This window comes from Pseudomonas sp. RA_15y_Pfl2_54 (assembly GCF_963971015.1).
Taxonomy (GTDB): Bacteria; Pseudomonadota; Gammaproteobacteria; order Pseudomonadales; family Pseudomonadaceae; genus Aquipseudomonas; species Aquipseudomonas baetica_A.
In genome coordinates, this window is record NZ_CAXAPN010000023.1 from 41,582 (window position 1) to 64,659 (window position 23,078).

The window sequence follows — 23,078 nt, forward strand, 5'->3', positions numbered from 1 at the left end:
GTGAACATGGACGTACACATCAAGCCGGCAGCGGTCGGCACGCTGTTGCTCGCTGTTTCTATCGCTCAGGCCCAGGCGCAATACCTGGAACCTGGTAGACCCGGCGATCCCGCCAGTTGGCGTAGTGCCGAATTCCAGCGTGACTGGGGCCTTGAGCGCATGCAGGCCGATCAAGCCTACGCCACCGGCATTACCGGCAAGGGCGTCAAGATTGGCGCGCTCGATTCCGGTTTCGATGCTGCCCATCCCGAGTTTGCCCCTGACCGTTATCACCCGGTGCAGGCCAACGGCAGTTACATCGACGGCGCACTGTTCAGCATCGACGGCAACGTCAACCCCAACAACGACGCCCATGGCACCCACGTCGTCGGCACCATGGGCGCGGCCCGTGATGGCGCGGGCATGCACGGCTTGGCTTACAACGCGCAAATCTACGTCGGCAACACCAACAAGAACGACCGTTTCCTGTTTGGCCCCAATCCTGATCCGCGCTATTTCAAAGCGGTTTATGACGCTTTGGCCGATGCCGGCGTGCGGGCGATCAACAACAGTTGGGGCAGCCAGCCGCCGGATGTCAGTTACCGCACACTCGCCGATTTGCAGGCGGCCTACGCCCAACACTTCAACAAAGGCACCTGGCTCGACGCGGCTGCCGACGTCTCGCGACGCGGGGTGATCAACGTCTTCAGCGCGGGCAACAGTGGCTATCCGAACGCCAGCGTGCGCTCGACGTTGCCGTACTTTCAGCCGGATCTTGAAGGTCATTGGCTGGCGGTGTCGGGCCTGGATCAAAGCAATCAGCAGAAGTACAACCAGTGCGGCGTCGCCAAATTCTGGTGCATTACCACGCCGGGGGCGAAGGTCGACAGCACCGTTCCCGGCGGCGGTTACGCGATCAAGTCCGGCACCTCGATGTCGGCGCCACACGCGACCGGGGCACTGGCGCTGGTGATGGAACGTTACCCGTACATGAACAATCAGCAGGCGCTCGAAACGCTGCTGACCACCGCCACGCAACTCGATGGTTCAGTGACCGATGCGCCCAGCGAGCGAGTCGGTTGGGGGGTGGCCAACCTGAACCGGGCGATGCACGGGCCGGGGCAGTTGCTCGGCACGTTCGACGTCAGTCTGGCGGGCGGACAGAGCGATGTGTGGAGCAACGACATCTCCGACAAGGCATTGATTCAGCGCCAACGCGAAGACCTTGCCGAACACAGTGCCTGGCAGCAAACCTTGCGGGACAAGGGCTGGCAGAACGGTGTCGGGGCCAATGCCAGTCAACAGGATCTAACCGATTACGCGGTGGGCAGCGCTCGCGACGCTGCAGCAGCGGGGCGGACGTATCAAGGCAGCCTGATCAAGTCCGGCGCCGGGCGTTTGATCCTCACCGGGGAAAACACTTATCGCGGTGCCACCACGATCAACGGCGGCTTGCTGACGGTCAACGGGTCGCTGACGTCAGCCGTCACCGTGAACGACAGCGGCACGCTTGGCGGTTCCGGCCGGGTCGGTTCATTGACCGCCAACAGCGGTGGCCGGGTGGCGCCGGGCAATTCCATCGGTACCTTGAACGTGGCCGGCGATGTCAATTTCGCACCGGGTTCGACGTATGCCGTTGAACTGTCGCCCACCAGCAGCGACCGTATCGTTGCCGGCGGTACCGCGACCGTCAGCGGCGCAACCGTCAGCCTGTCACTGGAAAACAGCCCCACCTTGCTCAGTACCGCCGAGGCGCAAAGCCTGCTCGGGCGCCAGTACACCATCCTGCAAGCGGCCGGTGGCATCGAGGGCCAGTTCGGCGCTGTGCTGCCGAACTATCTGTTTATCGGCGCCAGCCTCGACTACGCCGCCAGTGGTATTGAACTCAACGTCGAACGCAACGCGAACACGTTTGCCAGCGTCGGCCAAACGCCGAATCAACGTGCGGTGGCCGCTGCAATCGAAGGCTTGGGCGCGGGCAACTCGGTTTACGAAAGTGTGCTGCTGTCGCCAGACGCGGCTGTCGCGCAACACGCCTTCCAGCAACTGAGCGGCGAAATCTACCCGGCCCTCGGTTCGGCGCTGATCAACGACAGCCGCCCGTTGCGCGATGCGGTGGCCGAGCGTTTACGTGAACCCCGCGCTGCGCTAAGCAATGGCTGGATCAAAGGCCTCGGCGCATGGGGCAGCACCGATTCGAGTCATGACACGGCGGGTTACAGCACGTCAATTGGCGGTCTTCTGGCCGGTGTCGACGGCGCGCTGGACGAGCAGACCCGCATCGGTCTGGTCACCGGTTACAGCGACAGCTCGCTTGGCATGGGGTCGGGCACGCATTCCTCGGCCAAGGTCGACAGCTATCACCTGGGTGCCTACGCCGGACATGACATTGGTGCCTGGCGCTTGAGCACCGGCGCGGCCTACAGCTGGCATCGCGCCGATGTGAAGCGTGATTTGCAGTACGGCAACGTCAGCGCCAAACAGAAAGCCAAGGTGGAGGCGAGCACCGCCCAAGTGTTTGGCGAGGCAGCTTATCGATTGGCCCAGCAGCCACTCGCGCTGGAGCCGTTTGCCAATCTGGCCTACGTGCATCTGGACAGCGAGGGTTTTACCGAGAAGGGCGCTGGTGCCGCGCTGAAAAGCTCGGGCGATCAGCGTGAAGCGGTGCTGAGCACGCTCGGCGTGCGGGCGATCAAGACCTTCAATCTGTCGGCTCAGCAGACACTGGATGTGAGCGGCCACCTCGGCTGGCAACACAGCCTGAACGACATCGAATCCGAGCAACACCTGCGCTTTGCCAGCGGGGGCACGCCTTACTCGGTGGAGAGTTCGGCGCTGGTACGCGATGCCGCGCTGGTCGGCGTGCAGGCGAGCCTGGCGCTGAGCCGCGATGTACGGGTGAATTTTGATTACAGCGCACAACTGGCCAATCGCGAGAAGAGCCACGGCGTCGGCGTGAGTCTGAACTGGCTGTTTTGAACAAACGGATTTTTCGCAACATCACTAAGGAAGGTCGCTGGATGAATAACAACAATACCTGCGCGCAATCGGGTGGTCGCTTCGCCCTTAAAACCCTGAATTGCGCGGTGTTGTGCGCACTGACCACCTGGGGCACAGCGCAGGCTGCACCCTATGTGGAAAACGGTCGCACGGGCGATGCCAGCAGTTGGCGCAGCGCCGAATTCCAGGCCGATTGGGGGCTGGGCGCTATCGGGGCCGATTACGCCTACGCCGCCGGTTACACCGGCAAGGGCGTCAAGTTGGGGATCTTTGACCAACCGGTGTACGCCGCGCACCCGGAGTTTTCCGGCAGCAACAAAGTCATCACGCTGGTCACCCGGGGTATTCGCGAATACACCGACCCGTACATCCCGGTCAAAGCCGGGGATACGTTCCTTTATGACGGTTCGCCCTCAGTCGGCTCCAACGGCAAACTTGGCGCCCACGGCACCCACGTCGGCGGCATCGCGGCGGGCAGTCGCGATGGCGGTCCGATGCACGGCGTGGCGTTCGGCGCGCAAATCATCAGCGCCGACAACGGCGACCCAGGCCCGGAAGACGGCATTGTTCGCGGCAACGACGGCGCGGTGTACAAGGCCGGGTGGGATGCGCTGATCGCCAGCGGCGCGCGGATCATCAACAACAGTTGGGGCATCGGCATTACCGACCGTTTCGACCTCGGCGGCCGCGACCCGGCGTACCCGCACTTCACGGTCAACGACGCACAATTGCAGTTCAACGAGATCCGCACACTGCTCGGCACCAAGCCCGGCGGTGCGTATGACGGGGCGATTGCCGCCGCACGCAGCGGCATCGTCACGATCTTCGCCGCCGGCAACGATTACAACCTCAACAACCCGGACGCCATCGCCGGCCTCGGCTATTTCGTCCCGGACATTGCGCCGAACTGGATCACCGTCGCGGCGTTGCAACAGAACCCGAATCTGGCCAGTTCCGACCCGTACATCATCAGTACGTTTTCTTCGCGTTGCGGTTACACCGCGAGTTTCTGCGTCTCGGCACCGGGTACGCGGATCTACAGTTCGATCATCAGTGGCACCAACGCTGACAACCTCGCCACGGGTTACGCCAACTACAACGGCACCTCAATGGCCGCGCCGCATGTGGCCGGCTCCATGGCCGTGTTGATGGAGCGCTTCCCGTACATGTCCGGCGATCAGGTCGCCAGCGTTTTGCGAACCACGGCCACCGACCTCGGCGCACCGGGCATCGACGCCTTGTACGGCTGGGGCATGATCAACCTGCGCAAAGGCATTGATGGCCCGGCGATGTTCGTCACCGAGCAGGACATTCCGGCTGAATTCCGTATCGACGGCGCCTATGGCTCCGGCCAGTTTGTCGCGGATTTGCCCGGCATCGGCGCGATCATCGACCAAGGCAAACCCACCGAACGCGTGTGCACCGACATCACGTGCGGTCTCGATACCTGGCGCAACGACATTTCCGGGCACGGCGGTTTGACCAAACAAGGCATCGGCACGCTGGTGCTGACCGGCAACAACACCTACAGCGGCCCGACCCTGGTCAATCAGGGGCGCCTGGCCATCAACGGGTCGCTGCAATCGGCGGTCACCGTGAATGACGGCGGTATCCTCGGCGGTAACGGCCACATCGGCGCGCTGTCGGTGAAAAGCGGCGGTACGGTCGCTCCGGGCAACTCTATCGGCACCCTGAATGTGGCGGGGGATGTGACCTTCGCGCCGGGCTCGACCTACGCGGTGGAGTTATCGCCAACCAGCAGTGACCAGATCATTGCGACCGGCAAGGCTGTGATCGAAGGGGCGACGGTGAGCATGTCGCTGGAAAACAGCCCGACACTGCTGACCACCGGCCAAGTGAAAAGCCTGCTGGGCACCCAATACAACATCCTGCAAGCGGCGGGCGGTATTGAAGGACGCTTCGGGCAGGTGCTGCCGGACTACGCGTTCCTCGGTGGCACCCTCGATTACTCGGCAGGTGGCATTCAACTGGCGGTGGGGCGTAACGACGCATCGTTCGCCAGCGTGGGGCTGACGCCGAACCAGCGCGCCGTCGGTGCCGCTGCCGAGCGTTTGGGCGCGGGCAATGCCCTGTTCGAAACGCTGTTGTTGTCAACAAACGCGGCATCGGCGCAGCAAGCGTTCCAGCAGTTGTCCGGTGAGATTCACCCGGCCATTGGTACCCTGTTGATCAACGACAGCCGTTACCTGCGCGATGCCGTGGGTGAACGTCTGCGCGAACGTGACCTGTTCAATGCCAATGCCCCCACCGACGATCGCAGCAACGCTTGGGTCAAGGTGCTGGGTTCCTGGGGGAGCAGTGACGGCGGGTACAAAAATGCTGACAGCACCACCTCCATCGGCGGCTTGCTGGCCGGCGTTGACGGCTTGATAACTGAAGATACCCGTCTGGGCTTCGTGACCGGTTATAGCGACAGCTCGTTGAACATGGGCAGTGGCACGCATTCCTCGGCGTCGGTCGACAGCTATCACTTGGGTGCCTATCTGGGCCATGAAATCGATGCGCTGCGCCTGACCGTTGGCGGTGCGTATAGCTGGCATCGCATCGATGTGAAACGTGACCTCCAATTGGGCGATGTCAGCGGCAAGCAGAAGGTCAAACGCGATGCGAGCACTGCGCAATTGTTCACAGAGGCGGCTTACGATCTGCGTCTGCAACCGATGAACCTGGAACCGTTCGCCAATCTGGCTTACGTGCACCTCAACAGCGACAGCTTCACCGAGAAGGGTGACGCCACCGCACTGAAGGGCGGCGAAGACAATCGTGATGCAGTGCTGTCGACCCTCGGTGTACGGGCCAAACGCACGTTTGCCCTGTCGGACAAGCACCAGTTGGAACTGGGTGCGAGCCTGGGCTGGCAACACAACCTGAGCAGCGTTGATGCCGAGAGTCACCTGGCCTTCGCCAACGGCAACAGTGCGTTCAAGGTGCAGAGTGTGTCGATGGACCGTGATGCTGCTGTGGTCGGCGTGCGTGCCGGTCTGGCGCTCAATCGCGATGTGCGGGTCAACCTGGATTACAACGGGCTGATCGGTTCCCATGAGAAAGACCACGGTGTTGGCCTGACTCTGGACTGGCAGTTCTGATTTGAAAGAGGGAGCACAACATGGGACTGTTTGATTACAAAAATGCCGATGGCAAAGCGTTGTACAGCGATGCCATCGCACTGACGCTGTACGCCTACACGCCGACGGGGCAGCCATTGCCGGCGACCGGTTGGAGGCCGGTCACGGCGACGGCGCTGGGTTATCAGGGCAACGTCGGCGCGCAGGGAACGTTCTTCGGCGAGAAGGACGGCTTCACCAGCGCCGAGGCCGAAGTGCTCGGCAAATACGACGCCGCCGGCCAGTTGATTGGTATCGGCATTGCCTTTCGTGGCACCGGTGGGCTGGGTTACAGCGACACCTTCGGGGACTTGAAAAACAACCTGCTGGCCGCCGTCGGGCCGTCGGATTACGCGAGCAACTACGCCAAAAATGCGTTCGACAACCTGCTCAAGGCTGTCGCAACGTTTGCCATTGCTCACGGCATCGCCGCCAAAGACGTGCTGATCAGCGGCCACAGCCTTGGCGGCCTGGGCGTCAACAGCGTCGCGGATCTGAGCGCCAGTCACTGGGGCGGTTTTTTCAAGGATGCCAACTACATCGCCTTCGCTTCGCCCACCCAGAGCAGCACCGGTACCCACGTGCTGAACATCGGCTACGAGAACGATCCGGTGTTCCGCGTGCTCGACGGCACCACGTTCAGCAGCGCCTCGATGGGCAAACACGACAAGCCGCATGATTCGACCACCGACAATATCGTCAACTTCAACGACAACTACGCGTCTACCGCACAGAACCTGGTGCCGTTCAGCATCATCAATCCGCTGAGCTGGTCGGCGCATGGTTCGCTGGGGTATGCCGATGGTTTGAATCGGGTCATTGGCTCAACGTTCTACAACCTGACCAGCAAGGACTCGACCATCATCGTCTCCAACCTGGAGGCGTCATCCCGGGGTAACACCTGGGTCGAAGACTTGGGGCGCAGCGGCGAACCGCACACTGGCAGCACCTTCATCATCGGCACAAACAGCAATGACTGGCTCAAGGGCGGGGCGGGCAACGACTTCCTCGAAGGCTTGGGCGGTGATGACCGTTTTCGGGATGATGGCGGCTTCAACATCCTGCTCGGCGGCCAGGGCCACAACACCTTTGAGCTGCACAAACCGTTGCAGAACTTCAGCTTCGCCAACGACGGTGACGGCACGCTGTACGTTCGCGACGCCTACGGCGGCATCAGCATGACTCGCGACATTGGCGCGCTGGTGAGCAAGGAGGCGGGGTCATGGTGGGGCAGCAAGGACATCACCTGGGGCGTCACCGCCAAGGGGCTGACTCATGGCAGCGAACTCACGCAGTACAACCATTCACTCAACGGCGATGCATACGGCAATGCGCTGCACGCGACGGCCGACGGTGACTGGCTGTTCGGTCTGGGAGGTGACGACCAACTGATCAGCGACAAGGGCCATGTGACGTTCGTGGGCGGCGCCGGTAACGACGTGATGACCGCGGTGGGTGGCAACAACACCTTCCTGTTCAGCGGCGCGTTCGGTTTTGATGCCATCAACGGGTATCAGGGCAACGACAAACTGGTGTTCATGGGCGTCGAAGGTGCGGGCCAGGGCTACGACTACAAGCAACATGTCGCGCAGGCTGGCAACGATACCGTGCTGAAGATTGGCGACTATGCCGTGACCCTGATCGGGGTTGGAGTGGCTAACCTGTCGGACTCGGCGTTCGTGTTCGCTTAGATCCTGCTCGCATAGAGCGATGTGCACGATGTGTTGAAATGCTCCGGGGCGTCCCGCGTGGGGAGCCCTGGCTGTGAGCTATCTCTGAACAATTCCAACAAGAAGAGAGGCAATGGCAATGGGTGTGTATGACTACAAAAACTTCGGTACAGCCGATTCCAAGGCGTTGTTCAGCGACGCCATGGCCATCACGCTGTATTCCTACCACAACCTCGATAACGGCTTTGCCGCCGGGTACCAGCACAACGGCTTCGGTCTCGGCCTGCCGGCCACGCTGGTTACCGCGCTGATTGGTGGCACCGATTCACAAGGGGTGATCCCCGGTGTTCCGTGGAATCCCGACTCGGAAAAACTCGCGCTTGATGCGGTGAAGAAGGCGGGCTGGACGCCGATCACTGCCTCGCAATTGGGTTACGACGGCAAGACCGACGCGCGCGGAACCTTCTTTGGCGAGAAGGCCGGTTACACCAGCGCTCAAGTCGAAATCCTCGGCAAATACGACGCACAAGGTCATCTCACCGAACTGGGCATTGCCTTTCGCGGCACCAGTGGCCCGCGGGAAATCCTCATCGGTGACTCGATCGGCGACGTGATCAATGACCTGCTCGCGGCGTTCGGCCCCAAGGATTACGCCAAGAACTACGTCGGCGAAGCCTTCGGCAATCTGCTCAATGACGTGGTGGCGTTCGCCAAGGCCAACGGCCTCAGCGGCAAGGACGTGCTGGTCAGCGGCCACAGCCTCGGTGGCCTCGCGGTCAACAGCATGGCGGACTTGAGCAGCGGCAAGTGGGGCGGGTTCTTCGCCGATTCCAACTACATCGCCTACGCCTCGCCGACCCAAAGCAGCACTGACAAGGTGCTCAACGTCGGCTACGAGAACGACCCGGTGTTTCGCGCGCTCGACGGCTCGACGTTCACCGGCGCTTCGGTCGGCGTGCACGATGCGCCCAAGGAGTCGGCCACCGACAACATCGTCAGCTTCAACGACCACTACGCTTCGAACGCATGGAATGTGCTGCCGTACTCGATCCTCAACATCCCAACCTGGATCTCGCACCTGCCCACCGCCTATGGCGACGGGATGAATCGGGTCATCGAGTCGAAGTTCTACGACCTGACCAGCAAGGACTCGACGATCATCGTCGCCAACCTGTCGGACCCCGCGCGGGCCAATACCTGGGTGCAGGACCTCAATCGCAACGCCGAAACCCACAAGGGCAGCACGTTCATCATCGGCAGCGACAGCAACGATCTGATCCAGGGCGGCAGTGGCAATGACTATCTGGAGGGCCGCGCCGGCAACGACACTTTCCGCGACAGCGGCGGCTACAACATCATCCTTGGCGGACAGGGCAGCAATACCCTGGATCTGCAGCAATCGGTGAGCAAGTTCGACTTCGCCAATGATGGTGCGGGCAATCTGTACATTCGCGATGCCAATGGCGGGATCAGCCTGACCCGCGACATCGGCAGCATCGTCACCAGGGAGCCAGGTTTCCTCTGGGGCCTGTTCAAGGATGATGTGACCCACAGCGTCACGGCCGGCGGACTGAAGGTCGGCAACAATGTCACGGCGTACGAATCCAGTGTGAAGGGCACATATGGCGCTGACACGCTTAAAGCACATGCCGGTGGTGACTGGTTGTTTGGCCTGGATGGCAACGACCATTTGATCGGCGGCGCGGGCAATGACGTATTTGTCGGCGGCGCCGGTAATGACTTGATGGAATCGGGTGGCGGGGCCGATACGTTCGTATTCAACGGCGCGTTCGGCCAGGATCGGGTGGTGGGTTTTACGTCGAACGACAAGCTGGTGTTCTTCGGCGTACAGGGTGTTTTGCCCAACGAAGACTTCCGCGCTCATGCCTCATCGGTGGGGCAGGACACGCTGCTGACGTTTGGCAGTGATTCGGTAACGTTGGTCGGGGTCTCGCTCAATAGCTTGAGTGGCGACGCGATTGTGATCGCTTGATGTTGGTGGGGGGGCTGTAAGGGCCCCTTCGCGAGCAAGCCCGCTACTACCCTGGATCTGTGTCGCTCACAGGTTCCCTGTGGGGCGGGCTTGTTCGCGAAGTTCGATAGCGCGGCGGTAAAAAGTGACTCATTGGCCACTACCTGACTCTCAACCCCTGCAGTAACAGGAATCGGCACTAAAGCCTGGGCGTGCGCGCACGTCATGTACAGGCAGCCATTGAGTACAGGAGATTCAAACGTGAGAGGTTTCAAGAGGTATGTCGGGTTTGTGGGGCTGGCGCTGAGTTCGGCCAATGCCTGGGCCGATCTGCCTCAAAGCTCGATCCTGAGCCGTTATGGAATAACCGACGATCAACTGCCTGGCCCGGCTAAAACCGAGGTGGTGGAACCCGTCGAAGAGAAAAGCCGCTTTCAGATTCAGCCCGAACAACCGTTCGTGACTATCCGCCTGGGGGACGGGAAACAACCGCAAACCACCGGCAATCTGAGCATCGATCGCATGGTCCAGCAGGAGCTTGAACGGTGCCAGCGCTTACAGAGGGAAGTCGCCCGGCGTGGCGGGACTTACATGCGTTGCGATAACAGCATTCCTGGAATGACGATATCTGAGTAAATGGCCTTCAGGAGCTGCCGCAACGGCAGCTCCGCCCGCAACGGTCAGTCTTCCTTGCGCACCGTGGCCACTTCATCAGCGCGTACTTTGACTTTCGCACCGGAAATATCCTCGAACTCGTAGAAGCCATCCCTGGTTTCGGTTTTCGGCATGTCCTTGGTCAGGTACTGAGTGCCGTTTTGCAGGGTGACCACGGTCTGGGTCGAGCAACCGCCCAAGGTCAGCAGGGCCGCTACCGCCAGGGGGATGCCCAGTGTCTTGATATTCATATCCACCTCAAATGCCTCATTTCGCGTGATACCGAGCAATGTCGGAGTCCTAGGCGGTTGGTGCCATCGCGCCGGGAAAAGTTCTATTGGCCGGTTAAAAATGCCATTTATCTTTTTCCGTTTGCGCCGGGTGGGGCAGAGCTGTTATCTGTACGCATAACCAGTATTCGTCCTCCATGGCCCTGAATTCCCGTGACTGCCAATCCCCTTGATGATCCGTTCTATTACCTCAACAACTTCCGGCAAGTGCTTGATTGGCTTGAGCTTCGTTATGCCGATGTATTGAGCGAAGCGGAGCACGCATTTATCGGCGACTTCAAAACGTTGCCTCGCGCGTCGCAGGGCTTGCTGGTGCGGATGGTCATGCGCAAGGGCGTGCATTTTCGTGCCGGCAAGCTCAGTTACGCGGAAATCGGCGATATCGCCTGTGCGGCGCAACCGTTGCTGGCTTGCGGCTGGCTCGACGAACACGCGCCGTTGGCGATGGCAGAACTGTTTGATGTGTTGCTCAAAGCCGAGATTGTGCAAGCGTTCGGCGCCTTTATCGAGCAACCCAAGGGGCGCAAGGAGGACTGGCTGGCGCTGCTCGCCGAGCAGTTCCCCGAAGCCAGAAGCCTGCGCGACTGGGCGCCTCTGCTGGCTGAGCGCTTGTTCAGCCTGACCATCATGGACCTGTGCGATCGCTTGCGACTGATGTTTTTCGGCAACCTGTATCAGGACTGGTCCGAATTCGTGTTGGCTGACCTCGGCATCTTTACCTACGAAAAAGTCGAGTTCTGCGCCGATTCCCGTGGTCTGCGCAGCCGTGAGGACGTCGACGCGTGTCTGTTTCTGCACCACTGCCAATTGCGCTTCGAGGCCGGTGAGCCACTGGAAACCATTGTCGGGCAGGTCAGCGCCTTGCACTTCGACAACCCCTGGCTGCAACGGCGACGCGCCAAGGTGTTGTTCCAGATCGCCCAATACTGCGAACGCATCAGCGAGTTTGCTTTGGCCCTGACTGTCTATCGCGATTGCGCCTATCCCGGTGCTCGCTTGCGGATGATCCGCGTGCTGGAACGCCGCAGCGAATACGGCCGGGCGCTGGAACTGGCCACGCTCGCCGAACAAACCCCCGAAAGCGCTGCCGAGCAGCAAGGCCTGCAACGGATTTTGCCGCGCTTGCGGCGCAAACTCGGTGGTCCGCCGCTCAAACGTGCGATGACAAAACCGGTGGAGCGTCTGGATCTGCACTTGCCGCGCAGCGATCCCGCGCTGTCGGTGGAGTATTACGTGCAGGCGCACTTGCATGACGAAGAGGGCCCGGTGCATTACGTTGAAAACAGCCTGATCAACTCATTGTTCGGGTTGCTCTGCTGGCCGGCGATATTCGCACCGTTGCCGGGGGCGTTCTTTCACCCGTTTCAGCGCGGGCCGGTGGACCTGCTCAATGAAGACTTCTCGCAACGCCGCGCCGACGTGTTTCAAGCCTGCCTCGCTGAGCTGGAGGATGGCCGTTATGCCGCCACCATCCGCGAGCGCTTTGTCGCCAAGTGGGGCATACAGTCGCCGTTCGTGTTCTGGGGTGCATTGAATGAAGAACTGCTGGAGCAAGCGCTGGCCTGTCTGCCCGCCGAACACCTCAAACACTGGTTCCAGCGTTTGCTGCTCGACATCAAGGCCAACCGTACCGGCATGCCGGACCTGATCCAGTTCTGGCCGCAGCACAAAACCTATCGAATGATCGAAGTCAAAGGTCCTGGCGACCGCTTGCAGGACAACCAACTGCGCTGGCTGGAGTTTTGCCACCAACACCAGATGCCGGTCGCGGTGTGTTACGTGCAATGGGCGGAGCAGAGCGCTTGAGCTACAGCGTTGCGGTGCGCGCGCTGTGTGAGTTTACCGCCAAGACCGGCGACCTCGACCTGCGCTTCACGCCGTCACCGACGGCACTGGAAGGCATGGCCGGCCATCGCACCGTCGCGTCCAGGCGCAGCGACACCTATCAAAGCGAAGTGGCACTGGAAGGTGAGTTCCGCCAGTTGAAGGTCAAGGGCAGGGCGGATGGCTACGACCCGGCGCAAAACTGCCTCGAAGAAGTCAAAACCTACCGCGGCGATCTGAGCAAACAACCGGCCAATCACCGCCAGTTGCACTGGGCGCAGGCGAAGGTCTACGGGTGGCTGATGTGCTGCAAACTGCAACTTGAGCAGATCAATCTGGCGCTGGTGTATTTCGACATCGTCAGCGAAAAGGAAACCTGTCTGGTGGAAGCGTTCAGCGCCCAGACCTTGCAGGTTTTCTTCGAGCAGCAATGCGCTTTGTTCCTGCATTGGGCCGAACGGGAAATGGTGCATCGCCAGGCGCGTAATCTGGCTGCACAGCAATTGGTGTTTCCCCATGCGGATTTTCGTCCGGGGCAACGCCATCTGGCGGAATCGGTATTCAAGGCTGTCAGCACGGGCCGTTGTCTGATGGCGCAAGCGCCCACCGGCATCGGCAAAACCCTCGGTACGCTGTTCCCGATGCTCAAGGCGTTGGCACCGCAGCAACTGGACAAAGTGTTCTTTCTGACCGCCAAGACACCGGGGCGCAAACTGGCGCTGGATGCCAGTCAGGTGTTGTTCGATCAATCGGCCACCTTGCCCTTGCGCGTGCTGGAGATGGTGGCTCGGGACAAGGCCTGCGAACACCCGGACAAGGCCTGTCACGGCGAGTCCTGTCCGTTGGCCCAGGGCTTTTATGATCGCCTGCCGGCCGCCCGTGAAGCGGCCAGTCGAATCCGCCGGCTCGATCAAGCGGCGATGCGTGAAGTCGCTGCACAGCATTCGGTGTGTCCGTATTACCTGAGCCAGGAAATGGCCCGTTGGGCGGACGTGGTGATCGCCGACTACAACTATTACTTCGATTTCAGCGCGTTGCTGTTCGGCCTCGCTCAGCTCAATCAATGGAAGGTGGCGGTCCTGGCGGACGAAGCACACAACCTCGTTGAGCGCGGTCGGCAGATGTACAGCGCCAGTCTCGATCAAGCCACGCTGGGCAGCGTTCGCAAAACAGCCCCCCAAGCGCTGAAAAACTCCCTGCAACGGGTCAACCGTGAGTGGAATGCGTTGCAGGCGCCGCAACTGGCGCCGTATCAGGCCTATGACAAGGCTCCGGAAAAACTCCTGCAGGCGATCGCCCTGTGTAGCGCAGCCATTGGCGACTACCTCAATGATCACCCGCAAGGGCTCGACAGCGGATTGCAGAACTTCTACTTCGATTTGCTGCAATTTGCCCGGGTGGCGGAACTGTACGACGCGCATTTCCTGTTCGACATCAGCAAGCGCGACCTCGACCGTAAACGCCCGCTATCGCAACTGTGCCTGCGCAACGTAGTGCCGGCGGCGTTCATTGGCCCGCGCCTCAAAGCGGCGCGTAGCTGCGTGCTGTTTTCCGCCACGCTGAGCCCGCGTCACTATTACGCCGATTTGCTCGGCACGCCGGCCGACACCGTTTGGATTGACGTCGAGTCGCCGTTCAGCGCCGAGCAATTGCAGGTGCAGGTCATCAGCCGGATTTCGACACGCTTCAATCATCGCCAGGCATCGCTGGAGCCGATTGTCGAACTGATCGCCCGGCAGTTCAGCGAGCGCCCGGGCAACTATCTGGCGTTCTTCAGCAGTTTCGATTACCTGCAACAGGTGGCAACGTTACTGGCCGAACGGCACCCAACCATCACCCTGTGGCAGCAGTCGCGAGGCATGGTCGAAGGGGCGCGGCAGGCCTTTCTCGACCAGTTCACCGCCGAGAGTCAGGGCGTTGGCTTTGCGGTCTTGGGCGGGGCCTTCGGCGAGGGTATCGACTTGCCGGGCGCGCGCCTGATCGGCGCGTTCATCGCCACGCTGGGACTGGCGCAACTCAATCCGGTCAATGAACAGTTGAAACGGCGCATGGCGGCGATTTTCGGTGCCGGCTACGACTACACCTACCTGTTTCCTGGCGTGCAGAAAGTCGTCCAGGCGGCCGGACGCGTGATCCGCACCCGCGAGGATCGCGGCGTGGTGATGCTGATCGACGACCGCTTTGCCGAGCGTCGGATCAAACAGTTGTTGCCACGCTGGTGGGCCATCCATAACGAAGCGCCTGTGCAACCGGATTGAATGACGCCCCGGTAAATCCGGCTGAACTAGTGCGTAACGCGATGCTTCTAAACGGTTCCCCCCGCTCCGGAGCGTGCGTCCCTTGTCTCGCATATTGACCCAGCCAACCGCTGAAGAAACCCTGACCGAACATGACGCCAAGATGTTCGGCTCGCCCAAGGAACGGCTGGATTTCTATCGCCGGGAGATCCAGTACGAAACCAGCATTCTCGCCAATCGCACCGACGCTTATCTGGCCGCACAGTCGTTTCTGGTGATTGCCTTTGCATCGTGCATGTCCAACCTCAACCCAGAGTGGGGCAAGTTGTTTACCTTGGTGGTGCCGGCGTTTCTGGCGCTACTCGGGCTGCTCAGTTCGCTCAACGCCTGGCCGGGAATTCGTGCGGCATACGAGATCATCGACCACTGGCACTTCAAACAAAGCCATTTGCTGCTCAGCGAGCCGCTGATGGGCTTGGCCTATGACGAGTCACCGCTGTTCAGCGAAATGGAGTCGAGTCATAAGGGCTATCGCAAGTCGTTGCTGTTTTCCCTGCGCACGCCGTGGATCTTTGCGACGTTTTGGGTGCTGCTGGGCAGTTATTCGGTGTACATACAGTTCACCAATCCGGGAAGCTGATCAAAGAAAAGCCCGGCGACGAAGGCCGGGCTTTTCTGGGGCGTTTGATCATCAACTGGCCTCAAGCTGGCGACGCAACCCCTGCGAGTTCTGCACTGACATCGGAATCGGCGGGAAATCTTCATTCAATACGCACAGGTGCTCAATGGCATCGGCGAACTTCACATCGGCTTTTCGGCGCAAGGCCCGGTAGTGCTCAAACTGTTCGAAATCCAGTTGCCCGGCTTCGAGCAATTCATGCGCCGCTCGATTCAGCGCTTGCGCTTGTTCGAACAATTGACGATTGCGTTCCAGGGCCAAAGCCCTGCATGCCTTGATTTGCGCAGGAGTCGAGCATTCTTTCATGACCGTAACCTTAATCTTCGGGGTTCCTTGTCATAGGCCTTTCGCCACACGGGAACCGAACGTGCCGGGCCCCGCCGGTGACTCCCAGCGAGGGGTTAAGGTTGTGACCACTGAGAATCCGCGAGAGATCCATTTTTTTGCTGAAGGCTTTCGGGTTTTTGGTTTTTGCGTTGTTCAGGGCCGGCAAGGATCGGTTGTGCGCTGATGCCGTGCAGCAGGTTCGCGATGCTTTCAGATTCAGCGGTTGGCCAGTGCCCGCTCCATGCGCGTAATACCTTCTTCGAGCATGGAGCGCGGGCAGCCAAAGTTCAGGCGTACGAACTGTTGGCTCTGATCGCCAAAATCCAGACCGGCGCTCAAACCTACCTTGGCCTGCTCAAGGAAAAACTGCTGCGGGTTGGCCAGATCCAGCGCCGAGCAATCGAGCCAGGCCAGATAAGTGCCCTGCGGCACATTCATGGTCACGCCCGGCAAGCGGCTGCGCACCGCTTCAACCAGATAATCCCGGTTGGCCTGCAGGTAGGTTTTCATCTCGGCGAGCCATGGGCCGGCTTCGCTGTAGGCCACGCGAGTCGCTTCCATGCCCAGCGGATTGACGCTGTCGACCATGCCGCAACGGGCGTGGTTGACGCGTTCACGCAGCGCGGCGTCCTGAATGATCATGAACGAGGTTTTCAGGCCGGCAATGTTGTAAGCCTTGCTCGCGGACATCAGGGTGATGGTGCGCTGAGCGATTTGCGGGCTCAGGGACGCAGTCGGAATGTGGACGCGACCGTCGAAGCACAGTTCGGCGTGGATTTCATCGGAGATGATCCAGGCGTCCTGCGCAACACAGATGTCCGCCACTGCTTGCAGCTCTTCGCGGCCAAACACTTTGCCGATCGGGTTGTGCGGGTTGCTCAACAGTAGGGCGCCGCCGCCGTTCAGCGAATCACGCAGGCTATCCAGTGGTGTGGCGTAGGTGCCGTCGGCCTGCGGCGTGAATTGCAGCTCAACCTTGTTCAAGCCCCAATGCCCCGGCGCGTGACGCAGCGGTGGATAGTTCGGCACTTGGACCACGACGTTCTGCTGAGACTGAACCAGGGCTTTGAGCGCCATGTTGAAGCCCGACTCAACGCCCGGCAGGAAGATCAGCTCTTGTGGTTTGACCTGCCAGGCGAACTTGTTCCAGAGGTCGGCAACGATGGCTTCGCGCAGGTTGTCCTGGGCCACGCTGTAACCCACCAGCGGATGCAGCAAGCGCTGCTGCAGGGCCTCGATGACAACCGGTGGCGCGGCGAAATCCATATCAGCGACCCACATAGGCAACACGTCGGCTGCATAGCGGCTCCACTTGGTGCTGCCGGTGTTGTGGCGGTCGAATACCTGATCAAAGTCAAAAGTCATGCGCGGTCTCGTGAAGGCGGGGTTAATTCTGTCGGCCATTCTAAGCCCAACACGATCCCGGTGGGAGTTGGCTGGCCCGCGATGGCGTCGGCACAGTCAATATTGAGGGTGTGTGACAAACCGCTATCGTTGGCAAGCCAGCGCCCGCGAGGCTCTGGATGAAGCCATGAGATCGCTCGACAAACGGCCGACGGTCGGTTTTCACGCAGGTGACAGGGTCTTTGTCTACAGTGAAAAAGCCGGCAGTCATCCTGCCGCAACCGTGATTGTCCAGATACAACCCGGCGCCAGTACCGGGTTCCACCTGATCAGGAGTGCACGATGGATCTCAGCCGTCGTCAGTTCTTCAAGGTCGCCGGTATCGGCCTTGCAGGCTCAAGCCTTGGCGCGTTGGGCATGGCCCCGACGCTTGCCTTCGCCGAGCAGGTGCGCCACTTCAAGCTTGCCCACACCCATGAAACCCGCAACACCTGCCCGTATTGCTCGGTCGGTTGCGGTTTGATCATGTACAGCCAGGGCGATGCTGCGAAGAACGTCGCGCAAAATATCATCCATATCGAGGGCGACGCCGACCATCCGGTCAATCGTGGCACCCTCTGTCCAAAAGGCGCGGGCCTGCTGGACTTCATTCACAGCCCGGGCCGCTTGCTGTACCCGCAAACGCGCAAACCGGGCAGCAGCGAGTGGACGCGGATCAGTTGGGATCAAGCGCTCGATCGCATCGCCGATTTGATGAAAGCCGACCGCGACGCCAATTTCGTCGAGCAGAATGAAAAAGGCGAAACAGTCAATCGCTGGCTTACCACCGGGTTTCTTGCCGCTTCAGCTTCGTCCAACGAAGCGGGGTACATGACGCACAAGGTCATCCGCAGTCTCGGCATGCTGGGGTTCGATAACCAGGCGCGTGTCTGACACGGCCCGACGGTGGCAAGTCTTGCCCCGACGTACGGCCGTGGTGCCATGACCAATACCTGGACCGATATCGCCAACGCGAATCTGGTTCTGGTGATGGGCGGCAACACCGCAGAAGCGCATCCGTGCGGCTTCAAATGGGTGACCGAAGCCAAAGCACACAACGCTGCGCGGCTGATCGTGGTCGATCCGCGTTTTACCCGCACCGCGTCAGTGGCCGATGATTACGCGCCGATCCGCACCGGCACCGACATTGCTTTCATGGGCGGGTTGATCAATTACCTGCTCACCGAGGACAAGATCCAGCACGAATACGTGCGCAACTACACCGACGTGTCGTTCATCGTCAAAGCCGGGTATGGCTTCGAAGATGGCATTTTCAGTGGCTACGATGCGGCCAAACGCAGTTACACCGACAAGTCCGGGTGGGGCTATGAAATCGGTGAGGACGGTTTCGTCAAAATCGACCCGACGCTGCAGGACCCGCGCTGCGTCTATCAATTGATGAAGCAGCATTACAGCCGCTACAACATCGAACTGGTGAGCCAGATTTGCGGCATGCCGGTCGATGCGATGCAGAAAATCTGGGGCGAAATCGCTACGTGCGCCCAGCCCGGCAAGACCATGACGATTCTCTACGCCCTGGGCTGGACACAGCACTCGACCGGTTCGCAGATCATTCGCAGTGCGGCAATGGTGCAGCTTCTGTTAGGCAACGTGGGTATGCCGGGCGGTGGCGTCAATGCCTTGCGCGGACACTCCAATATTCAGGGCCTGACGGATCTGGGCTTGTTGTCCAACTTGCTGCCGGGCTACCTGACGCTGCCGCAGGACGCCGAGCAGGACTACAGCGCCTACATCACCAAACGCACGCAAAAACCGCTGCGCCCCGGGCAGTTGTCCTACTGGCAGAACTACAGCAAGTTCCACGTCAGCCTGATGAAGGCCTGGTACGGCGCCAATGCCACCGCCGAGAACCAGTGGTGTTACGACTACCTGCCGAAACTCGACATCCCCAATTACGACATCCTCAAGATGTTCGACCTGATGAGTCTGGGCAAGGTCAACGGCTACATGTGCCAGGGGTTCAACCCGATCGCTGCGCTGCCGGACAAGAACCGGGTGATGGCGGCACTGGCCAAGTTGAAATGGTTGGTGGTGATGGACCCGCTGGCCACCGAAACCTCGCAGTTCTGGGAAAACGTCGGCCCTTACAACGATGTGAAAAGCGCCGACATCCAGACCGAAGTGATCCGCCTGCCGACTACCTGCTTTGCCGAAGAAGATGGCTCACTGGTCAACAGCAGTCGTTGGTTGCAATGGCACTGGAAGGGGGCGGATGGACCTGGCGAGGCGCGCACGGACGTCCAGATCATGAGCGAGTTGTTCCTGCGTCTGCGCCAGCGCTATGCGGCAAACGGCGGCACCTTCGCCGATCCGCTGTTGAAACTGTCCTGGCCCTACAAAATTGCCACTGAACCTTCCCCCGAGGAAATCGCCAAGGAGATAAACGGCTACGCCACGACAGACTTCAACGATGCCAGCGGCGCGACGATCAAGGGCAATACGCAACTGGCCGGTTTCGCCCAGCTCAAGGACGATGGCAGCACCGCGTCCGGCTGCTGGATTTTCGCCGGCAGTTGGACCGAGGCCGGCAACCAGATGGCCCGGCGTGACAATGCCGACCCCTATGGCATGCACCAGCATCTGGGTTGGGCGTGGGCCTGGCCGGCCAACCGGCGGATTCTCTACAACCGCGCGTCGGCGGACGTTGCGGGCAAGCCGTGGGATCCGAAAAAGCGCTTGGTGTGGTGGAACGGCAAAACCTGGGGCGGCACCGATGTGCCGGACTACAAGGCCGACATACCGCCAGAAGCCGGGATGAACCCGTTCATCATGAACCCCGAGGGCGTGGCGCGGTTCTTCGCCGTCGACAAGATGACCGAAGGGCCATTCCCCGAGCATTACGAACCGTTCGAGACGCCGATCGGCATCAACCCGCTGCACCCGCAGAACAAGAACGCTACCAGCAACCCGGCGGCGCGGATCTTTGATTCGGTCTGGGACAGCCTCGGCGAGGCCAAGGACTTCCCCTACGCGGGCACCAGTTACCGGCTCACCGAGCATTTCCACTTCTGGAGCAAGCACTGCAAGTTGAACGCGATTACCCAGCCCGAGCAGTTTGTCGAGATCGGCGAAGTGCTGGCGAAAGAGAAGGGCATCGCTGCCGGTGATCGGGTACGGGTCAGTTGCAAGCGCGGCTTCATTGAAGCGGTGGCTGTGGTGACCAAAAGAATCCGTCCGTTGCAGGTCAATGGCCAGGTAGTGCACCAGATCGGCATCCCGCTTCACTGGGGGTTCACCGGGCTGACGCGGCACGGATACCTGACCAACACCCTGGTGCCGTTCCTCGGCGATGGCAACACCCAGACCCCGGAATCCAAGTCATTCCTGGTCAACGTGGAGAAGCTATAGTGGAGAATCTATAAATGGCCAGCCAAGACATCATTGCCCGCTCGGCCACGACCACACAGCCGCCGTCGGTGAGGCATCAGCAGGAGGTGGCGAAGCTGATCGACACCACCAAATGCATCGGCTGCAAGGCCTGTCAGGTCGCGTGCTCGGAATGGAACGAGCTGCGCGACGATATTGGTCACAACTACGGTACCTACGACAATCCGCAGGACTTGAGCGCACAAACCTGGACGTTGATGCGTTTCACCGAGCACGAAACCGACGCCGGCAACCTCGAATGGCTGATCCGCAAGGACGGCTGCATGCACTGCGCCGAGCCCGGTTGCCTGGCGGCGTGCCCCAGCCCAGGTGCGATCATCAAGCACGCCAACGGCATCGTCGATTTCGATCAGGATCACTGCATCGGTTGTGGTTATTGCATCACCGGTTGCCCGTTCGACGTTCCGCGAATCTCGCAAAAGGATCACAAGGCCTACAAGTGCACCTTGTGTTCGGACCGCGTGGCAGTAGGGCTGGAGCCGGCCTGCGTGAAAACCTGCCCGACCGGCGCTATCGTTTTCGGCACCAAGGAAGACATGAAGGAACACGCCGCCGAGCGCATCGTCGATCTCAAGAGTCGTGGCTTTGACAACGCTGGCCTGTATGACCCGTCAGGGGTTGGCGGCACCCACGTCATGTACGTGCTGCACCATGCCGACACGCCGAACATCTACGCGGGGCTGCCGGATAGTCCGGCGATCAGTCCTTTGGTAGGCCTGTGGAAAGGCATCAGCAAACCCCTTGGCTTGCTGGCCATGGGCGCGGCGGTGCTGGCAGGGTTCTTCCACTATGTGCGAATCGGGCCGAACCGCGTCGAAGAAGACGAGCATTCGGCACCTCCCGATGCTTCGGTGCATGTCGTTGATCCGGCGGTACACACCTTCGATCCACGCGGGGAGGACCGGCCATGAGCAACAAGACGATCCTGCGTTACACCGCCAACCAGCGCACCAATCACTGGTTGGTGGCGATCCTGTTCTTCATGGCCGGGCTGTCTGGGCTCGCGCTGTTTCATCCCTCGATGTTCTGGCTGAGCAACCTGTTCGGCGGCGGGCCGTGGACGCGGATTCTGCACCCGTTCATGGGCGTGCTGATGTTTCTGTTGTTCCTTGGGCTGGTGTTTCGTTTCTGGCGCGCGAACGTCTTTATCGCCAATGACGGGAAGTGGCTGCGCCGTATTGATCGGGTGCTGGTCAACGACGAACAGAGCGTGCCACCGGTGGGCAAGTACAACGCCGGGCAGAAGCTGCTGTTCTGGACTTTACTGCTGTGCATGCTGGGGCTGTTGTTCACCGGGCTGGTGATCTGGCGGGCGTATTTCAGCGCATTTTTCGGCATCACCGTGATCCGCTGGGCGATGCTGTTGCATGCGTTGGCCGGGTTTGTGTTGATCCTGAGCATCATCATTCACATCTACGCCGGGCTGTGGATCAAGGGCTCGATCGACGCGATGATGCATGGCTGGGTCAGCCGCGCCTGGGCGAAAAAACACCACGAGCTCTGGTATCGCGACATCACCCGCGATGAACTTCATAAAGAGACGCCGGAACGACCGGCGACGAAAAAGGGCTGACTTTTGCCAACCATTCTCGAACCCGGAGAAATCGAAGCGGCAGCCAGTTCGCCGCCGTTTCTGTACCTGCCACCGCATAACCTGTTTTCCCTGCGCGCCCAGCGCCTGGAGCAACTGGCCGAGGGGCATCCGTTGGCCGATTATCTGCGCCTGATCGCCGGGTTGTGCCAGGTTCAGCAACAAGTCATGGACGATCCGCCGCTGACGGCGCCATTCGATGCGCAGCGCATTGAGGCGTGTCACCAACACGGTTTGCCGCCGTTCGCTGCCGATACGTTGGTGCGCGAAGAGGGCTGGCAGGCTTATCTCGACGCTTTATTAGAACGCTATCAGCCGGTTGAACAGCTTGCTGTCGTTGATGCGGTGGACACGTTGTGCGCTGCCAGCCCTGGCCAGTTGCGCAGTTGGGCCGTTGCCTTGGTCAGTGGCCAGTATTCGATAGTGCCGGCGCAACTGGTGCCGTTTCTCGGCGCGGCGTTGCAGGTGGCGTGGAGTCACTGGTTACTCAGTGCGCCGAGCCTGAAACTCAAACCTGGCGACAGCCTCAGCCAATGCCCGGCCTGCGGGTCGCCGGCAATGGCCGGTGTCATCCGCCATCGCGGAAAACACAACGGTTTGCGCTATCTGGCGTGTTCGCTGTGCGCCTGCGAATGGCATGTGGTGCGGGTCAAGTGTGTGTACTGCGAGCAAAGCAAAGGCCTCGACTACCTGAGCCTTGAGGACGATCGCCACGCCGCCAATCAAGCACCGTTGCGCGCCGAAGTCTGCCCCGGTTGCAACACCTATCTGAAGTTGCTCTATCTGGAAAACGACGCCGACGCCGAAGCGTTGTCGGCGGATCTCGCCAGCCTGCTGCTGGACATGCGTCTGGCCCAGGACGGCTTTCAGCGTTTGGCACCCAATCTGTTGCTGGCGCCAGGAGACGAATGACCACAGCGTCTACACTCGCCCAACGGT

General features: G+C 60.6%; 15 protein-coding genes. 12 read left to right on the forward strand and 3 right to left on the reverse strand.

The window, feature by feature from the left end; genetic code table 11:
* Window positions 1-6: 6 nt before the first annotated feature.
* From eprS to AACY50_RS17665, 5 genes are all read left to right on the forward strand, one after another.
* The gene (eprS, locus tag AACY50_RS17645) at window positions 7-2,958 is read left to right on the forward strand and encodes an autotransporter serine peptidase EprS (RefSeq protein ID WP_339538917.1); all 2,952 of its coding nucleotides are present in this window, start codon (window positions 7-9) and stop codon (window positions 2,956-2,958) included.
* Between the two features lie 41 nt (window positions 2,959-2,999).
* Window positions 3,000-6,086, forward strand: a complete 3,087-nt coding sequence (locus AACY50_RS17650) for an autotransporter domain-containing protein (protein WP_339538918.1) — start codon at window positions 3,000-3,002, stop codon at window positions 6,084-6,086.
* 20 nt (window positions 6,087-6,106) lie between these two features.
* The gene (locus tag AACY50_RS17655) at window positions 6,107-7,795 is read left to right on the forward strand and encodes a polyurethane esterase (RefSeq protein WP_339464214.1); all 1,689 of its coding nucleotides are present in this window, start codon (window positions 6,107-6,109) and stop codon (window positions 7,793-7,795) included.
* Between the two features lie 118 nt (window positions 7,796-7,913).
* Window positions 7,914-9,767, forward strand: a complete 1,854-nt coding sequence (locus AACY50_RS17660; protein WP_339538933.1) for a polyurethane esterase — start codon at window positions 7,914-7,916, stop codon at window positions 9,765-9,767.
* A gap of 240 nt (window positions 9,768-10,007) precedes the next feature.
* Window positions 10,008-10,382, forward strand: a complete 375-nt coding sequence (locus tag AACY50_RS17665; RefSeq protein WP_339464213.1) for a hypothetical protein — start codon at window positions 10,008-10,010, stop codon at window positions 10,380-10,382.
* A gap of 44 nt (window positions 10,383-10,426) precedes the next feature.
* On the opposite strand, the gene AACY50_RS17670 is transcribed toward AACY50_RS17665, so the two are convergent.
* Window positions 10,427-10,651 (reverse strand): YgdI/YgdR family lipoprotein, encoded by a 225-nt coding sequence (locus AACY50_RS17670; protein ID WP_339464212.1) that lies wholly within the window; start codon window positions 10,649-10,651, stop codon window positions 10,427-10,429.
* Window positions 10,652-10,843: 192 nt separating this feature from the next.
* Here AACY50_RS17670 and AACY50_RS17675 point away from each other — a divergent pair, with 192 nt between their 5' ends.
* The 3 genes from AACY50_RS17675 to AACY50_RS17685 all read left to right on the forward strand — a co-directional run bounded on the left by AACY50_RS17675 (window position 10,844) and on the right by AACY50_RS17685 (window position 15,391).
* Window positions 10,844-12,496, forward strand: coding sequence for a VRR-NUC domain-containing protein (locus AACY50_RS17675; protein ID WP_339538919.1), 1,653 nt, complete (start codon window positions 10,844-10,846; stop codon window positions 12,494-12,496).
* Window positions 12,493-14,772: an ATP-dependent DNA helicase gene (locus AACY50_RS17680; RefSeq protein WP_339508381.1), complete on the forward strand. Its 2,280-nt coding sequence runs from the start codon at window positions 12,493-12,495 to the stop codon at window positions 14,770-14,772. The genes AACY50_RS17675 and AACY50_RS17680 overlap by 4 nt, the downstream gene beginning before the upstream one ends.
* Window positions 14,773-14,854: 82 nt before the next feature.
* The gene (locus AACY50_RS17685; protein WP_339464209.1) at window positions 14,855-15,391 is read left to right on the forward strand and encodes a hypothetical protein; all 537 of its coding nucleotides are present in this window, start codon (window positions 14,855-14,857) and stop codon (window positions 15,389-15,391) included.
* Between the two features lie 51 nt (window positions 15,392-15,442).
* Here the strand turns inward: AACY50_RS17685 and AACY50_RS17690 are convergent, their stop codons facing one another.
* On the reverse strand, window positions 15,443-15,736 hold the full coding sequence (locus tag AACY50_RS17690) for a hypothetical protein (protein WP_339508207.1): 294 nt from the start codon (window positions 15,734-15,736) through the stop codon (window positions 15,443-15,445).
* A gap of 237 nt (window positions 15,737-15,973) precedes the next feature.
* Window positions 15,974-17,122, reverse strand: a complete 1,149-nt coding sequence (locus tag AACY50_RS17695; protein ID WP_339464207.1) for a MalY/PatB family protein — start codon at window positions 17,120-17,122, stop codon at window positions 15,974-15,976.
* A gap of 321 nt (window positions 17,123-17,443) precedes the next feature.
* Between AACY50_RS17695 and fdnG the strand changes: the two genes are divergently transcribed.
* From fdnG to fdhE, 4 genes are read left to right on the forward strand one after another with little or no spacing between them, the layout of a single operon-like run.
* Window positions 17,444-20,509 (forward strand): formate dehydrogenase-N subunit alpha, encoded by a 3,066-nt coding sequence (fdnG, locus tag AACY50_RS17700; protein WP_339464206.1) that lies wholly within the window; start codon window positions 17,444-17,446, stop codon window positions 20,507-20,509.
* Between the two features lie 14 nt (window positions 20,510-20,523).
* Entirely contained in the window at window positions 20,524-21,459 is a 936-nt protein-coding gene (fdxH, locus tag AACY50_RS17705; RefSeq protein ID WP_339538920.1) for a formate dehydrogenase subunit beta, read from the forward strand.
* A complete protein-coding gene (locus AACY50_RS17710; RefSeq protein WP_339464204.1) occupies window positions 21,456-22,121 on the forward strand; it encodes a formate dehydrogenase subunit gamma in 666 nt (221 codons plus the stop codon). The genes fdxH and AACY50_RS17710 overlap by 4 nt, the downstream gene beginning before the upstream one ends.
* A gap of 3 nt (window positions 22,122-22,124) precedes the next feature.
* Window positions 22,125-23,051 (forward strand): formate dehydrogenase accessory protein FdhE, encoded by a 927-nt coding sequence (fdhE, locus tag AACY50_RS17715; RefSeq protein ID WP_339538921.1) that lies wholly within the window; start codon window positions 22,125-22,127, stop codon window positions 23,049-23,051.
* The last annotated feature ends 27 nt before the right edge of the window (window positions 23,052-23,078 follow it).

Coding starts and splice junctions, on each gene's coding strand:
- eprS (WP_339538917.1), top strand. CDS start 7: ATGGACGTACACATCAAGCCGGCAGCGGTCGGCACGCTGTTGCTCGCT.
- AACY50_RS17650 (WP_339538918.1), top strand. CDS start 3,000: ATGAATAACAACAATACCTGCGCGCAATCGGGTGGTCGCTTCGCCCTT.
- AACY50_RS17655 (WP_339464214.1), top strand. CDS start 6,107: ATGGGACTGTTTGATTACAAAAATGCCGATGGCAAAGCGTTGTACAGC.
- AACY50_RS17660 (WP_339538933.1), top strand. CDS start 7,914: ATGGGTGTGTATGACTACAAAAACTTCGGTACAGCCGATTCCAAGGCG.
- AACY50_RS17670 (WP_339464212.1), bottom strand. CDS start 10,651: ATGAATATCAAGACACTGGGCATCCCCCTGGCGGTAGCGGCCCTGCTG.
- AACY50_RS17690 (WP_339508207.1), bottom strand. CDS start 15,736: ATGAAAGAATGCTCGACTCCTGCGCAAATCAAGGCATGCAGGGCTTTG.
- AACY50_RS17695 (WP_339464207.1), bottom strand. CDS start 17,122: ATGACTTTTGACTTTGATCAGGTATTCGACCGCCACAACACCGGCAGC.
- fdxH (WP_339538920.1), top strand. CDS start 20,524: ATGGCCAGCCAAGACATCATTGCCCGCTCGGCCACGACCACACAGCCG.
- AACY50_RS17710 (WP_339464204.1), top strand. CDS start 21,456: ATGAGCAACAAGACGATCCTGCGTTACACCGCCAACCAGCGCACCAAT.